We start from the raw sequence: 14,358 nt of genomic DNA, 5'->3' as shown, positions 1-14,358 counted from the left end.
TCCAACAGAACACCCCAGGGACAGACGGGTCAGGGCACTGCGGACCGGGCCCCGGCCTGTCCGATCATGAGCGATCATGTGGGTTCCCGCGAAGATCGACATCCGGCGCCGCGCACCCGCCGGCCCCGTGGACACGCTCCGGTCGGGCCGTGGAATTGGCCGCGGCAAGCCGTCTTCCGGTGGGGGGATGGCACCCGCTCCGAGCATCCCCGGGCATCTTCCTCCCACCGCGGAATTGTCCGGGTGGCGAGCCGCCCGGGAGTGCGCGCGAAATTGGTGGCCGGAGTTCCGGATTCCGTTCCGGTCGCCGGGAATTCCGTGATTCCGGCCCCGCCGCCGGCCGCGCGGTCAACCCGCCAGCAGCCGTCCGGCCGCGACGCCGGTCACCGTGCGTACACCGATCACGGCCCAGGCGAGTACCAGAAGCGCGTACAGCCCGGCGGCGAGAGCGGTGAAACCGCCGAAACCGGTGTGCCGGGCCAGCCCCGCCGCGCCGGTGACCATGGTGCCGAGCGGAAAGGTGAATGCCCACCAGGTCATCCCGAACGGCATTCCGGCCCGCCAGGCGCGAAGGTTGGCCGCGGCCGCCACCAGCAGCCACAGCAGCGCGAAGCCGAGCACCGTCACCCCGAACAGCACCGCGAGGTGCAGTGCCGCCGGAGCCAGCCCGGGGGTGGCGATCCGGGCCGCGTCGGCGAGCTGGTTCGCGGCGGTGGCCGACTGCCCGAGCGGCCCGAGCACCAGGAACAGCGTCGGGGTGAGCAGCAGCACCGGCAGCTTGCTGTGCACCAGGGCGGCGAAGACCACCGGCAGCACGGCGAGGACGGCCAGCAGCCCCGCGCCGAACAGGGCGTAGCAGCCGTAGAGCATGGCCGCCCGGGGCGCGCCCTCGGGCAGGTGCGCCACGAGCGCCGGGCCGAGCGCGGCCGCGACCAGCGGGGCGACCGCCGGCAGCAGCCAGGTCGGATCGGCCCGCAGCACGGAGACCCGGTGCCGGGTGATCATCAGCAGCGGGATGCCGACCGCGACCGTGATCGCGTAGAGCGTGCCGGCGCTCCAGAGCACCAGGTCGACGGCGACGGCCGGCCCGGTGCCGATCACCGGCGCGCCGACCACCAGGGTGCCGTAGCCGACCGCGAGCAGGGCCATCGGCGGGCAGCCGTAGAACACGGCCGAGGCCGGCTGGTCCAGCAGCTGGGCCCGGGCCGCCGCGCGGTGCCGGACGAGGTGCACCAGCCGGGCCGCGATCAGGGCGGGCAGCAGCACCAGGGAGAGCAGCCAGACCGCCCGTCCGAAGGCGGTCAGTGCGGGGACGGCGACCGGGAGGGCGGCGGCGGCGTTGGCGACGATCGCGGTGCCCATGACGGTGGCGTACCAGTTGGGGCCCAGGCGGCTGAGGTCGAGCCGGCGGTGCCCGGTCCTCGCGGTGTCGGCGAGGGCCCGGGGGGCGGAGATGGTGGAGGTGGCCATACGACCACCGTGCCGGGCGGGGGCGGACGCCGGTAGCGCCCCGCGGCCTATGAGGGCATAACCTGGCTGTATGGCTCTCTCCTCGCGCGTCCCCGAGATCGGCGCGCTCGAACTGCTGCTCGCCGTGGTGCGGCTGGGCAGTGTCGGGCGGGCGGCGGCCGAGCTCGGGGTGAGCCAGCCGGCCGCCAGCGCCCGGATCAAGGGCATGGAGCGGCAGATCGGGGTGGCGCTGCTGGATCGCTCCCCGCGCGGTTCCCGGCCGACCGAGGCCGGACGGCTGGTGGTCGAGTGGGCGCGCGGCGTGGTCGAGGCGGCGCAGGCGCTGGACGCCGGGATCGACGCGTTGCGCGGCCGCCGGGACGCCCGGCTGCGGGTGGTGGCCAGCCTGACGGTGGCCGAGTACCTGATGCCGGGCTGGCTGCTGGCCCTGCACGAGGCGAGCCCGGGGACGGCGGTGACCCTGCGGACGGCCAACTCGGCCGATGTGGCGGCGCACGTCCTGGGGGGCGACGCCGACCTCGGCTTCGTGGAGGGCCCGCACACTCCGCCCGGGCTGTCCGGAGCGGTGGTCGCCGCCGACCGGCTGGTGGTCGTGGTGGCGCCCGGCCACCCGTGGGCCCGGCGGCGCGCCCCGCTCACCGGCCCGGAGCTGGCCGCCACCCCGCTGGTGCTGCGCGAGCCGGGCTCGGGCACCCGGGAGGTGCTGGAGCAGGCCCTGGCCGGCCACGGCGGCGCGGCGCAGCCCCGGCTGGAGCTGGCCTCCTCGACGGCGCTGAAGGCGGCGGCGATGACCGGGGCCGGTCCGGTCTGCCTGAGCGAGCTGGCCGTGGTGGAGGAACTGGCCACCCGCCGGCTGGTCGAGGTCCCGCTCACCGGGGTGGACCTGCACCGGCCGCTGCGGGCGGTCTGGCCCGCCGGCCAGCGTCCGGTCGGCCCGGCCCGGGAGCTGCTCGGGCTGACCAGGAAGCTGCCCCGGCGCGGCTGAGCGGGGAGCGGCGCGGGAAGCTGCCGCGCGGCCGCGCGGGCAGGAAGCCCGGAAGACCTGGACGAAGAAAGTTGAGCGGAATAGACTCAACTTAGTGCATGCTGAAAGAAGCAGACTTTCACCCGATGGAGAGGGGCACGACAGCAGTGGATGCCAGCAAGTTCACCAGCAGGACGCAGGACGCCCTGTCCGCCGCGATCCGGCAGGCCGGCGCCGCAGGTAACCCGGACGTCAAGCCGGTGCACATCCTGCTGGCGCTCCTGGAGCAGCCCGAGGGCATCGCCCGCCCGCTGCTGGAGGCTGTCGGCGCCGATCCCGCGGCCGTCCTGGCCGGCGCCCGGCGCCGGCTCTCGGAGCTGCCCAGCGCCCAGGGTTCGACCGTGGCCGCGCCGCAGCTCGCCCGCGACACCATGGCCGTCCTGGACGAGGCGGGCAAGCGCGCCGCCGACCTGGACGACCAGTACCTGTCCACCGAGCACCTGATGGTCGGCCTGGCCGCCGAGGGCGGTGCGGTGGCCGACCTGCTCAAGCAGCACGGCGCCACCGCCAAGGCCCTGCTGGCCGCGTTCAAGGACGTCCGGGGCAGCGCCCGGGTCACCTCCGCGGATCCGGAGGGCACCTACAAGGCGCTGGAGAAGTACGGCGCGGACCTGACCCAGGCGGCCCGGGACGGCAAGCTCGACCCGGTGATCGGCCGGGACCAGGAGATCCGCCGGGTGGTCCAGGTGCTCTCCCGCCGGACCAAGAACAACCCGGTGCTGATCGGCGACCCGGGAGTCGGCAAGACCGCCGTGGTGGAGGGGCTGGCCCAGCGGATCGTGGCCGGCGACGTGCCCGAGTCGCTGCGCGGCAAGCGGCTGGTCGCGCTCGACCTCAGCGCGATGGTGGCCGGCGCCAAGTACCGGGGCGAGTTCGAGGAGCGGCTGAAGGCCGTCCTGAACGACATCAAGGCCAGCGACGGCCAGGTGATCACCTTCATCGACGAGCTGCACACCATGGTCGGCGCGGGCGCCGGCGGCGACTCCGCGATGGACGCCGGCAACATGCTGAAGCCGATGCTGGCCCGCGGCGAGCTGCGGATGGTCGGCGCCACCACGCTGGACGAGTACCGCGAGCGGATCGAGAAGGACCCGGCGCTGGAGCGCCGCTTCCAGCAGGTGCTGGTCGGCGAGCCGAGCGTCGAGGACACCGTCGCCATCCTGCGCGGGCTCAAGGGCCGCTACGAGGCCCACCACAAGGTGCAGATCTCGGACGCCGCGCTGGTCGCCGCCGCCACCCTCTCCAACCGCTACATCACCGCCCGCTTCCTGCCCGACAAGGCGATCGACCTGGTCGACGAGTCGGCCTCGCGGCTGCGGATGGAGATCGACTCCTCCCCGGTGGAGATCGACGAACTCCAGCGCTCGGTCGACCGGTTGCGGATGGAGGAGCTGGCCCTGGAGAAGGAGTCCGACCCCGCCTCGGTCGACCGCCTGGCCCGGCTGCGGCGCGATCTGGCCGACCGGCAGGAGCAGTTGAGCACCCTCAACGCCCGCTGGGAGCAGGAGAAGAAGTCGCTCAACCGGGTCGGCGCGCTCAAGGAGCGGCTGGACGACCTGCGCGGCGCCCTGGAGCGCGCCGAGCGGGACGGCGACTTCGAACGCGCCTCCAAGCTGATGTACGCCGAAATCCCGGCCGCCGAGCGGGAGTTGGCCGATGACCAGGCCCGCGCGGTGGACCAGGACGCCACCACCTCGATGGTCAAGGAGGAGGTCGGCCCGGACGACGTGGCCGATGTGGTGGCCTCCTGGACGGGCATCCCGGCCGGGCGGCTGCTGGAGGGCGAGAGCGCCAAGCTGCTGCGGATGGAGGAGGAGCTCGGCCGCCGCCTGATCGGCCAGCGCGAGGCCGTCCAGGCGGTCTCGGACGCGGTGCGCCGCACCCGCTCGGGCATCGCCGACCCGGACCGGCCGACCGGCTCCTTCCTCTTCCTCGGCCCGACCGGCGTCGGCAAGACCGAGCTGGCCAAGGCCCTGGCCGACTTCCTCTTCGACGACGAGCGGGCGATGGTCCGGATCGACATGAGCGAGTACGGCGAGAAGCACTCGGTCTCCCGGCTGGTCGGCGCCCCGCCCGGCTACGTCGGCTACGAGGAGGGCGGCCAGCTCACCGAGGCCGTCCGGCGCCGGCCGTACAGCGTGGTGCTGCTGGACGAGGTGGAGAAGGCCCACCCCGAGGTCTTCGACGTGCTGCTCCAGGTGCTGGACGACGGCCGGCTCACCGACGGCCAGGGCCGGACGGTGGACTTCCGCAACGCCATCCTGATCCTCACCTCCAACCTGGGCAGCCAGTACCTGGTGGACCGCAGCACCCCCGAGGAGCGGAAGAAGGAGCTCGTCCTGGAGACGGTCCGCACCGCCTTCAAGCCGGAGTTCCTCAACCGGCTGGACGACATCGTGGTCTTCGAGCCGCTGGGCACCGCCGAGCTCAGCCGGATCGTCGACCTCCAGGTGGCCCGGCTGGCCCAGCGGCTGCACGAGCGCCGGCTCACCCTGGAGGTCACCGAGGCCGCCCGGGACTGGCTGGCGCTCACCGGCTACGACCCGGCGTACGGCGCCCGGCCGCTGCGGCGGCTGGTGCAGTCGGCGATCGGCGACCAGCTGGCCAAGGCCATCCTGTCCGGGCAGGTGCACGACGGCGACACCGTCGTGGTCGAGCGGGACGAGGAAGCCGACCGGCTGTCGGTGTCCAGCCGGACATCCCTGGTCAAGTGACCGGACGATCGCTTCCGCGGGCCGCCGCGGAAGCGATCACCAAGGCGGGTGCTCCCTGTGCCGCAAGCCACCGATGAGGCAGGATGGAGAGGTAAGCAGGGCGGCCCCACGCGGACAGCCACCCTCGTGAACCGTGAAGGGACCCCCCGTGAGCATTGACCCGTCCTCGATCCCGTCGTTCGGCGCGCCCCAGCCCCCGCAGGGTGGCGGCCAGGGGGGTCCGGCCGGTCCGCCGCCGGTGATCGTCCCGGACCAGGCGCTGGTGACCCAGCTCCTCGACCAGATGCAGCTGAAGCACGTGGTGGACGAGGAGGGCGACCTCACCGCGCCGTGGGAGGGCTTCCGCGTGTACTACATGTTCCGCGGTGAGCAGAAGGAGCTCTTCGCGGTCCGCGCCTTCTACGACCGCCCGTACCCGCTCGAGCAGAAGGCCGAGATCCTCGACCTGATCGACGAGTGGAACCGCGAGACCCTCTGGCCCAAGGTGTACACCCACACCCACGAGGACGGCGTGGTCCGCCTGATCGGCGAGTCCCAGATGATCGTCGGCACCGGCGTCAACCTGGACTACTTCGTCTCCACCACCGCCAACTGGACCCAGGCCTCGGTCGGCTTCGAGCAGTGGATCGTCGAGCGCCTCGGCCTGCAGAAGGAGATCGAGACCGAGGGCGGCGACGCCGACGGCGACGCCTCCGACGAGGGCTGACCTCCCCGGCACCACGACGGCCCGCCCCTCCCGGGGGCGGGCCGTTCCCGTACCCCGGTGCCGTACCCCGGTCCCGCACGCCGGTCCCGCACGCCGCCCCGGCACCGGCACGGCGGGCTTGTCCCCCGGGGGGCCGGGCGTCGAAGATGAGCCGGACGACGAGGTGTGAGGAGCCCGGAATGAGCGAGCGACCGTTGCTGAACCGCAGGCTGGCCGGCCTCGGCACGACGATCTTCGCCGAGATGTCGGCGCTGGCCACCGCCACCGGCTCGATCAACCTCGGCCAGGGCTTCCCCGACACCGACGGCCCGCGCGAGATCGCCCGGGCCGCCGCGGACGCCGTGCTCACCGGCCGGGGCAACCAGTACCCGCCCGGCCCCGGCATCCCCGAGCTGCGCACCGCGATCGCCGAGCACCAGCAACGCTTCCACGGCCTGGGCTACGACCCCGACACCGAGGTGCTGGTCACCGCCGGGGCCACCGAGGCGATCGCCGCCGCGCTGCTCGCCCTGCTGGAACCCGGCGACGAAGTCATCGCCTTCGAACCCTTCTACGACTCCTACGCCGCCTGCATCGCGATGGCCGGCGCCGTCCGGGTACCGCTGACGCTCCGTCAACCCACCTTCCGCCCCGACCTGGACGAGCTGCGAGCCAAGGTCACCCCGCGCACCCGGCTGCTGCTGCTCAACTCCCCGCACAACCCCACCGGCCTGGTGCTCTCCCCCGCCGAGCTCGCCGCCATCGCCGAACTCGCCGTCGAGCGCGACCTGTTGGTGGTCACCGACGAGGTATACGAGCACCTGGTCTTCAGCGGCGGCCACCACCCCATCGCGGCCCTGCCCGGAATGCGCGAGCGCACCGTCTCGATCTCCTCGGCCGGCAAGACCTTCTCCTTCACCGGCTGGAAGGTCGGCTGGGTGACCGCCGCCCCGGCACTGGTCGCCGCCGTCCGCACCGCCAAGCAGTACCTGACCTACGTCTCCGCCGGCCCGTTCCAGTACGCCGTCGCCGAGGCCCTGCGGCTGCCCGACACCTACTTCGACGGCCTGCGCACCGACCTGGCCCGCAAGCGCGACCTGCTCGCCGACGGCCTCGCGGCCGCCGGCTTCCAGGTCTTCCGCCCCGAGGGGACGTACTTCATCACCACCGACATCACCCCGCTGGGCGAGAAGGACGGCCTGGAGTTCTGCCGCTCGCTCCCCGAACGCTGCGGCGTGGTCGCCATCCCCAACGTGGTCTTCTACGACGACACCGAGGCCGGCCGCAGCCTGGTCCGCTTCACCTTCTGCAAGCAGGACGCCGTCCTGGAGGAGGCCGTCGCCCGCCTGCGACGGCTCTGACGGCGGGTGGCCTGCTGCGGGTGCCTTACTGCGGGGCCACCGGCATCGCGTCGAAGTTGTCGAAGAGGTAGGCGTAGACCTGGGCCAGGTAGGCGGTCAGCTCCTGCTGGTCGGGGAAGCGCACGTAGGTGAGCAGGTACCACTGGTCCACCGACAGCGGGCGGTTGCGCACCAGGTGCAGCAGGCCGGCCCTGACGACCTCGCGGTAGTCGGGCCAGGCGGCGTCGAAGGTCTCGCGCAGCTCGCCGAGGTCGTCGACCGCCTCGACCCCGAGCAGGGCCGCGCAGAAGTGCACGAAGCGCCGGTCCACGCCCGGTACGTCGAGCCCGAGTTCGGCCAGCGGCACCGAGGTCGGGTTCAACGCCCCCCCGGGGTAGGGATACACCGTGGTGTTCCACAGCTCGTCCTCCGTCGTCGGCCCCTGCGGGCCGGTGCCCTCGGCCGGACGGTACACGCCGTACAGCAGGCCGAGCGTGAGGAAATCACCGTAGACGTAATTGACCTGCCCGTCGGGGGCGTACGGCTCCCGCGGGTCGATGGCGATGGCCGTGGCCTTCCCCGCACAATTCATGAACGGCCCGTAGACGGCCTCGAACGGCAGGATCGGTGCCAGGTCATGGCTCTTCAACGCCGCCGCGCGCAGGGCATCGTCGGCACCGACGAGGGCCTCCTCGGTGTCGAACCGGCTGGCCCAGGGCCCGGTACGTGGCGGCAGTTGGTCTCTGGTGGACATCGGGGACTCCATAGCGGCGGGAAAGGGTCAGGGGGCGATCGGCTCTTCGGTGCGATCCCCGTAGAAGAAGTCGTAGAGGTCCTGGAGGTAGCCGTACAGCTCTTCCTCCGACCCGAAGGAATACCTCGTCAGGCTCCACCACTGGTCCGTCGACGCCGGGCGCTGTGCCAGCAGGTACTCCAGGCTCGCCCGCAAGGCCCTCGCGTAGTCGGATTCACCCGTCGCCGAGGCCTTGTACATCGCGATGTCGTTGATCATCTCCGGATGCAGGGCACCCTTGTAGAAGTCCCGGAGACTGCGATCGTCGTGCCAGCCGGGAATGTCCCAGGCCGTCCACCCCATCAGAGCTCACCACGTTCCATATCGGCCGCCGTCATCATATACCTTGGTGTCGCGTTCTGTTGTGCTTGAAAACGGGCTCCGGGTACATGGTGTGGAGCTTGAATCCGCCATTACCGTCCGGATGGTAGATCGCCTTTATGGTGGCGTTTTTGAAATTGACATCCTTGTAATTGATCGAACCGTCGTGGTTGAGCGGGCTGTCCGGGTCGATGTAATAGCCCCTGAACCTACCGGCGTGCCCCCCTGGCCCCCAGGCGTCACTCGGGGAGAACTCCACCAGGTGCGGCGGTGGGTCGTTCGGGTTGATCCTGGTGCGGGCGTACTGGTCGGCGTGGACGAAGGACTCGTTGTCGTTGAAGGCGGTGGAGTGGCTGCCGCACTTGTGCCGGTGCGGGGCGCCACGGTCACCGTCGTAGTAGAGATCGGGCGGGCTGAGGCGGGTCCTGGCGTCAGGGCCGTGCAGCGGATCGATCTTGTCGGTCGACTGGACGTAGCCGGTCACCCGGTCCTTGGCCACGGTCCGGGCTCCCGCCGGGCCCTGCATGACCGGGGTGCCGAGGCGGTCCTTGAGCTGCTGATCGGTCACGTTCAGGTGCCGGCCCACCCCGTGGCCCTGGCCGTCGAGTTCGGCCACCCGCTCGTCGATCCGGCGGTGGTAGAGCTGGCGCAGCGGCTTCTTGCCAGGCACCGACTGGCCCGGCTGGAGCTTGATCTTCTCCCCGGAGAGCGAGGTGCCCGCCTCCTTGAAGCCCTTCTGGACGGCCTTCTCCGCGTCGTCGAGGTTTTTCTTGGTGATCTCCAGGCCGCGACCGATGGAGCGGTGGCCGCCCGCCATGGCCTTCGACATGTCGCTGATCATCGAGTCGACGACCGGACGGACCGCCTTGTCCACCAGCCGGCCGAGCTTCCCTCGCCCCAGCACCCGGCCCCGGGTCCTGCCGTCCAGGTCGCGCGAGTGCCGCTCCACCCGGTCCGCGTGCTCGTGCGCCCGGCCGGCCGCCTGCGCCAGCGCGTCCCGGTCGGCCTTGAAGCCGTCACTCATCTGCCACCCCCGGCACCCAGTGCCGCCTCGACCCCGTGGAACACCAGCCCGGACACCGCCTTCTCGATGGCGGCCTGGAAGGGCTCCACCGCCATCGTGACCAGCCGGTCGATGATGACGCCCTCGATCTCCTGAAGGATCGCGTTCACGATCCGCTTGCCCGCCTCGACGATCGCCGCCTCCGCCGCCGCCGCCACCCCGAGGGTGGCCACCGCCGCAGCGGCTGCTGCGGCCATCTCGGCCGCCATCGCCACCAGTTGGGCGATCACCGCGCCCTTGGCGACGATCACGCCGTCCGCGGCGATCTCCAGGGCCGTCGCCAACACGCCGCAGCAGTCGATCAGTACGGTCATGTGCCCGGCCGACGCCTCGCCCCACCGGCCGAGCATGGCCTCGTACGCCGCACCGTCGAAGGCACCGCCCAGGTTCTTCAGCAGGCTGTCGGTGTCGTCGTGGGACTCCGCCATCCCCTGGCCGAACTCGCGGATGTGCGCGGCCCATTCGCGCAGCTCGTCCTCGTCGACGTCGGGCCAGTTGAGCCCGATCAGATCCATGATCCAGATGAGCTCGGACGGTAGTTCTATCGACAACGGCCTGCCCTCCCCCTCGAACGGGCACTCCCCCGTGCCGCTCCGTAGACGTACCGGACCCCCGTCCGGTTCCGGACAGCGTACGAGAAGGCCGCGCAGCCCACCCCGCCGGCACCGGTCGGCCGGCGGCGGCGCCGGCTCGGCCGAGGCCGCGTTCGCCACGGCGCATGGGGGCGCGCGCTGGGCGCGCGCGGCGCGTACGCGTGGGCTCAGGGCGCGCAATGAGCAAAGTGCGCCCCAAGGGTGATCACACCAGATCTGGCGCTGCGCCCAGAACGGTGAATGCTTGGCAAAGATGGGTAAATCCCTGACGGACCCGGAGAATTCATGCTTCTCTGCTGCTGAATCTCCAGCCGGAATCCTTCCTTCCACGGTCGGCCGCGTCCTGGACCGCACAGCTCCGATCAGCCCCCTGTTATCGGCCGGGCCCGGCGCTGCGCGGCCGGCGCGCACGGAGCTGAAACGCGGAGCCCGAGCATGCTCACCACACTGCAGACCTCCTACACGGACACCCGCGCCGGCGACCTCGCCTGGTGCCTGGGCGGCGAACCGCTGCCGGCCCTGGCCGTCCGCGACCTCAGCCTCGACCACCTGTCCGGCGGCACCCTGCAGCTGCGCCTGCTGGGCGCATCGCACCAGGTCGTCCTCGCCGCCGGCCCCGGCGACTGCCTGGAGACCGTCGCCTGCCTGCCCGGGCGCCGCACCCCACTGCCGGCCCGGGTGGCCGAGCAGGTGGCGGGCTGGGAGTACGAGTTCGCGGCCCGGATCGAGGAGCTGCCGCCGCACGTCTTCGCGGCCCGGGCGCAGGAGCTGCTGGCCCTGGTGGAGAGCCATCCGCACGCGCTGGCCGGCGTCTTCCCGGGCGACCCGAGCGCCTTCACGGCGCTGGTCGCCCACTGCGAGGAGCGGCGGGTGCTCTGGCGCACCTGGCACGCCTACCCGCAGGAGGGGCGGCTGGTGTGCACCCGTTCGTCCCTGGTGGTGCGCCGATATCCGAACGCCGCCCAATAAGTCACTGAATGGCACATGCCGACGATTCGTCAACCGGCTTTCCCGACTGTCCACCGAATGGGTGCAGCTATCGGAGTCGGTTCTCGCCTAGCGTTTGTCCATGATCAGCCATTCGACCGGAAAGCCCGCTGGGCAGGACCTCGACGGCCGGCACGACACCGCCCTGACCAGCGAGTCGGGCGCTCGGGCGATCCGCGCGCGGTCGGCCCCGGGCGGGCGGCCCCGCCCGCGCTCGGCCCGGCCGATAGTCCTGCTGGCCGCCTTCGTCTGTGCGGCCTGCGGCCTGGTGTACGAGCTGGAGCTGGTCGCCCTGGGCGGCTACCTGCTGGGCGAGTCGATGACCCAGACCTCGGTGGTGCTCTCCGTGATGGTCTTCGCGATGGGCGTCGGCTCGCTGCTCGCCAAGCGGCTCACCCGGCGCCCGGCGACCTTCTTCGCGCTGGTCGAGTGCACCCTCGCGCTGGTCGGCGGCCTCTCGGTGCTGGCGCTCTACTCCTGCTGGGCCTGGCTGGACCGGTACCGGGCCACCACCGCCGGGCTGGTCGGCACGACGCTGGTGATCGGGGTCCTGATCGGCGCCGAGATCCCGCTGCTGATGACCCTGGTCCAGCGGATCCGCCGGGAGGAGGCCGGCCGGGCCGCCGCCGACCTGTTCGCGGCCGACTACGTGGGCGCCCTGGTCGGCGGCCTGACCTTCCCGTTCCTGCTGCTGCCCGCGTTCGGCCAGGCCACCGGAGCGCTGGTCACCGGGGCGGTGAACGCGGTGGCGGGCGCCGCCGTGGTGCTCTGGCTGTTCCGGGACGAGCCGACGCCGCGCACCCGGCTGCTGCTGTGGACCGGCTGCGGGCTGGTGCTGGCCGTCCTCGCGGCGGCCGCCGCCTGCACCGGGGCGATCGAGCGGGCCGCCCGGCAGGCCCTGTACGGGGCGCAGGTGCGGCTGGCCACCCAGAGCCGGTACCAGGAGATCGTGCTCACCGGCCCGGCCGGCGGCCCCCGGGTGCCCGAGCAGCGGACGGCCGAGGGGCCGCTGGAGCTGTTCCTGGACGGGCGTTTGGTGGTGTGCGGGCCGGACGAGTACCGGGACCACGAGGCCCTGGTGCACCCCGCGCTCGCCGCCCGGCCGAACGCCCGGGTGCTGCTGCTCGGCGGGGACGGGCTGGCGCTGCGCGAGGTGCTGCGCCACCCCTCGGTCCGCTCGGTGCTGGTGGTCGAGCGCGACCCGGCCCTGGCCGAGCTGGCCCGGCGCGACCCGGCCCTGTCGGCGCTGAACGAGCACGCCCTGGACGACCCCCGGGTCCGGCTGCTCACCGCCGAGCCGCTGAACTGGCTGCGCACCGGGGGCGACGCGTTCGACGTGATCATCTCCGACCTGGCGGGGCAGACCCCGGACAGCCGCTACCGCTCGCTGGAGTTCTTCGGCCTGGCGGCCCACCGGCTGGCGCCCGAGGGCCGGATCGCGGTCCGCACCGGACCGGCGGAGTCCGATCTGTGGGCCGCCGAGGCGGGGCTGCGCGAGACCGGTCTGGGCACCGTCCCCTACCAGGGCGGCACCGGCCCGGCGCCGGGCTGCGGGGCCGGGCACCGGCCGCCGCGGCCCGCCTTCGTCCTGGCCGCCCGGGGCCGGCCGGTGCTGGCCCTGCCCGCCGACGGCCCGCCGCCCCGCTCGCTCACCGAGGACGGCCTGCGGGCCGCCGCCACCACCCTGGCGGCCCGCCGCCCGGCCCGTACCCCGGCGCCGCACCACCTGCTCGGCTGACCGGTCACCACGGGCCCGCGGCCCGGAAGGCTCCGTACGTGTACTGCGCAGTCGCCCGGGCGGTCCAACCTCGGCGCAAGTCTCCGCAGCGGCCTGCGAGGTCGGTAGGCTCGCAGGCATGGAGCATGAGGTTGTCGTCCCGCTGCCGGCCGAGGCCGTCCGGCAGGCCCTGGCCGATCAGGAGCTGGTGGCCGGCTGCGTGCCCGGTCTGACCGTCGTGCCGGAGGAGTCCTCCGAGCACGAGCTGGGCGGCCGGCTCAGGCTGCGGATCGGCGGCTCCACCATCACCTACATCGCCTACTGCGGGATCGACGACCGACCGCAGGAGGGCATCCGGGCCATCCTGACCGGCACCGAGGTGCGCGGCGACGGGCACTTCGCGGCCACCTTGTGGTTCGCGCTCCAGGAAGTCCCCGGCGGGACGCGGCTGCGGCTGACCGGCAGCGTGGAGCCGGGCGGCCGGCTGACCGGCTTCGACCCGGCGGTCCGGGCGGCCGCGGGCAAGCGGCTGCTGGAGCGCGGCGCCGCCGCCTTCCTGGCCAGGCTCGCCGAGCCGGCGGAGCCGGCCGCGGAGCCGGAGCCCGAGGAGCCCTCGGCCACGGTGGTCTACCTGGAGGACCACGCCGCCGAGCGCGACCTGGACGACGACCTGTCCGACCTGATCTCCTTCTCCGACCCCGAGCAGCCGGCCGATCCGGGCCCCGGGCTGCCGTACGACCCGGAGCCCGTGCTGGCGGGGCCGGTGCGGCGGAGCATCGTCGGGCGCTCGGCCGAGGAGGTCGACCACGCCCCGCCGCGCGGCCGGTACGCCCCGGCCACGCCGGCGCACAGCGCCCGGGCCCGGGCGGCCTCCCGCTGGGGCGGGGTGGAGCCGACCCTGCTCTCCGGGTCGGGCGGCGAGCGCAGCGCGATCCCGTGGGTGATCGGCGGGGGTGTGGCGCTGCTGGGCGGCGCGGTGGTGCTGGTCCGCGCGCTGCGCCGGCGCTGAGCGAGCACCGCGGCACGGCTTAGACTGACTGCTCATGAGCAACGACCGCGACGCCCTGCTGGCGCAGATCAAGAACAAGGCCGTCGTCCACGGCAAGGTCACCCTCTCCTCCGGGCTGGAGGCCGACTACTACGTCGACCTGCGCCGGATCACGCTGGACGCCGAGGCGGCGCCGCTGGTCGGCAGGGTGATGCTGGACGCGACCGCGGAGCTGGAGTACGACGCGGTGGGCGGGCTGACCCTGGGCGCCGACCCGGTCGCGGCCGCGATGCTGCACGCCGCCGCCGCCCGCGGGCGCAAGCTGGACGCCTTCGTGGTCCGCAAGGCCGGCAAGGCGCACGGCCTGCAGCGCCGGATCGAGGGCCCGGACGTCAAGGGCCGCCGGGTGCTGGCGGTCGAGGACACCTCCACCACCGGCGGCTCGGTGCTGACCGCGGTCGAGGCACTGCGCGAGGCGGGCGCCGAGGTGGTCGGCGTCGCGGTGATCGTGGAGCGCGGCGCCGCCCCGGCGATCGAGAAGGCCGGCCTGCCGTACCTGACCGCGTACACCCTGGACGACCTCGACCTGGGCTGAGCCGTCCGGCGCACCCGTCCGTCCTAACGGCCGGTGTGCCGCGTTGTTTCACGTGAAACAACGCGGCA

At 73.0% G+C, this 14,358-nt stretch carries 13 protein-coding genes; 8 read left to right on the top strand and 5 right to left on the bottom strand.

Translation table 11 applies throughout. From position 1 onward, the window contains the following. Positions 1 to 348 precede the first annotated feature (348 nt). Positions 349 to 1,470, bottom strand: coding sequence for a C4-dicarboxylate ABC transporter (locus tag AB0K43_RS28805; protein ID WP_363644852.1), 1,122 nt, complete (start codon positions 1,468 to 1,470; stop codon positions 349 to 351). A gap of 70 nt (positions 1,471 to 1,540) precedes the next feature. On the opposite strand from AB0K43_RS28805, the gene AB0K43_RS28800 reads away from it, so the two are divergent. From AB0K43_RS28800 to AB0K43_RS28785, 4 genes are all read left to right on the top strand, one after another. Then, a complete protein-coding gene (locus AB0K43_RS28800; protein ID WP_363644850.1) occupies positions 1,541 to 2,455 on the top strand; it encodes a LysR family transcriptional regulator in 915 nt (304 codons plus the stop codon). A 146-nt stretch (positions 2,456 to 2,601) separates the two neighbouring features. Next, positions 2,602 to 5,208, top strand: coding sequence for an ATP-dependent chaperone ClpB (gene clpB / locus AB0K43_RS28795; RefSeq protein ID WP_363644848.1), 2,607 nt, complete (start codon positions 2,602 to 2,604; stop codon positions 5,206 to 5,208). A gap of 148 nt (positions 5,209 to 5,356) precedes the next feature. Continuing rightward, positions 5,357 to 5,914 (top strand): YbjN domain-containing protein, encoded by a 558-nt coding sequence (locus AB0K43_RS28790; protein ID WP_363644846.1) that lies wholly within the window; start codon positions 5,357 to 5,359, stop codon positions 5,912 to 5,914. Between the two features lie 179 nt (positions 5,915 to 6,093). Further along, complete coding sequence (locus AB0K43_RS28785; protein ID WP_363644844.1) at positions 6,094 to 7,254, top strand: pyridoxal phosphate-dependent aminotransferase; 1,161 nt, start codon at positions 6,094 to 6,096, stop codon at positions 7,252 to 7,254. A gap of 25 nt (positions 7,255 to 7,279) precedes the next feature. Here the strand turns inward: AB0K43_RS28785 and AB0K43_RS28780 are convergent, their stop codons facing one another. From AB0K43_RS28780 to AB0K43_RS28765, 4 genes are read right to left on the bottom strand one after another with little or no spacing between them, the layout of a single operon-like run. Continuing rightward, the gene (locus tag AB0K43_RS28780; RefSeq protein WP_363644842.1) at positions 7,280 to 7,987 is read right to left on the bottom strand and encodes a hypothetical protein; all 708 of its coding nucleotides are present in this window, start codon (positions 7,985 to 7,987) and stop codon (positions 7,280 to 7,282) included. Positions 7,988 to 8,014: 27 nt separating this feature from the next. Then, a complete protein-coding gene (locus AB0K43_RS28775) occupies positions 8,015 to 8,329 on the bottom strand; it encodes a hypothetical protein (RefSeq protein WP_363644840.1) in 315 nt (104 codons plus the stop codon). A gap of 34 nt (positions 8,330 to 8,363) precedes the next feature. Then, positions 8,364 to 9,371, bottom strand: a complete 1,008-nt coding sequence (locus AB0K43_RS28770; RefSeq protein ID WP_363644838.1) for a hypothetical protein — start codon at positions 9,369 to 9,371, stop codon at positions 8,364 to 8,366. Next, positions 9,368 to 9,961: a hypothetical protein gene (locus AB0K43_RS28765; protein ID WP_363644836.1), complete on the bottom strand. Its 594-nt coding sequence runs from the start codon at positions 9,959 to 9,961 to the stop codon at positions 9,368 to 9,370. Before AB0K43_RS28765 ends, AB0K43_RS28770 begins: the two co-directional genes overlap by 4 nt. Positions 9,962 to 10,438: 477 nt before the next feature. On the opposite strand from AB0K43_RS28765, the gene AB0K43_RS28760 reads away from it, so the two are divergent. The 4 genes from AB0K43_RS28760 to pyrE all read left to right on the top strand — a co-directional run bounded on the left by AB0K43_RS28760 (position 10,439) and on the right by pyrE (position 14,290). Continuing rightward, a complete protein-coding gene (locus tag AB0K43_RS28760; protein WP_350641047.1) occupies positions 10,439 to 10,972 on the top strand; it encodes a DUF2617 family protein in 534 nt (177 codons plus the stop codon). Between the two features lie 100 nt (positions 10,973 to 11,072). Beyond that, the gene (locus tag AB0K43_RS28755; protein ID WP_363644833.1) at positions 11,073 to 12,728 is read left to right on the top strand and encodes a spermidine synthase; all 1,656 of its coding nucleotides are present in this window, start codon (positions 11,073 to 11,075) and stop codon (positions 12,726 to 12,728) included. A gap of 118 nt (positions 12,729 to 12,846) precedes the next feature. Next, entirely contained in the window at positions 12,847 to 13,716 is an 870-nt protein-coding gene (locus AB0K43_RS28750; RefSeq protein WP_363644831.1) for an SRPBCC family protein, read from the top strand. 34 nt (positions 13,717 to 13,750) lie between these two features. Next, the gene (gene pyrE / locus AB0K43_RS28745; protein ID WP_363644829.1) at positions 13,751 to 14,290 is read left to right on the top strand and encodes an orotate phosphoribosyltransferase; all 540 of its coding nucleotides are present in this window, start codon (positions 13,751 to 13,753) and stop codon (positions 14,288 to 14,290) included. The last annotated feature ends 68 nt before the right edge of the window (positions 14,291 to 14,358 follow it).

Origin of the sequence: Kitasatospora sp. NPDC049258 (assembly GCF_040678895.1) — a bacterium.
In the GTDB taxonomy this organism is placed as follows: Bacteria; Actinomycetota; Actinomycetes; order Streptomycetales; family Streptomycetaceae; genus Kitasatospora.
This window is presented reverse-complemented; position numbering and strand designations above follow the sequence as displayed.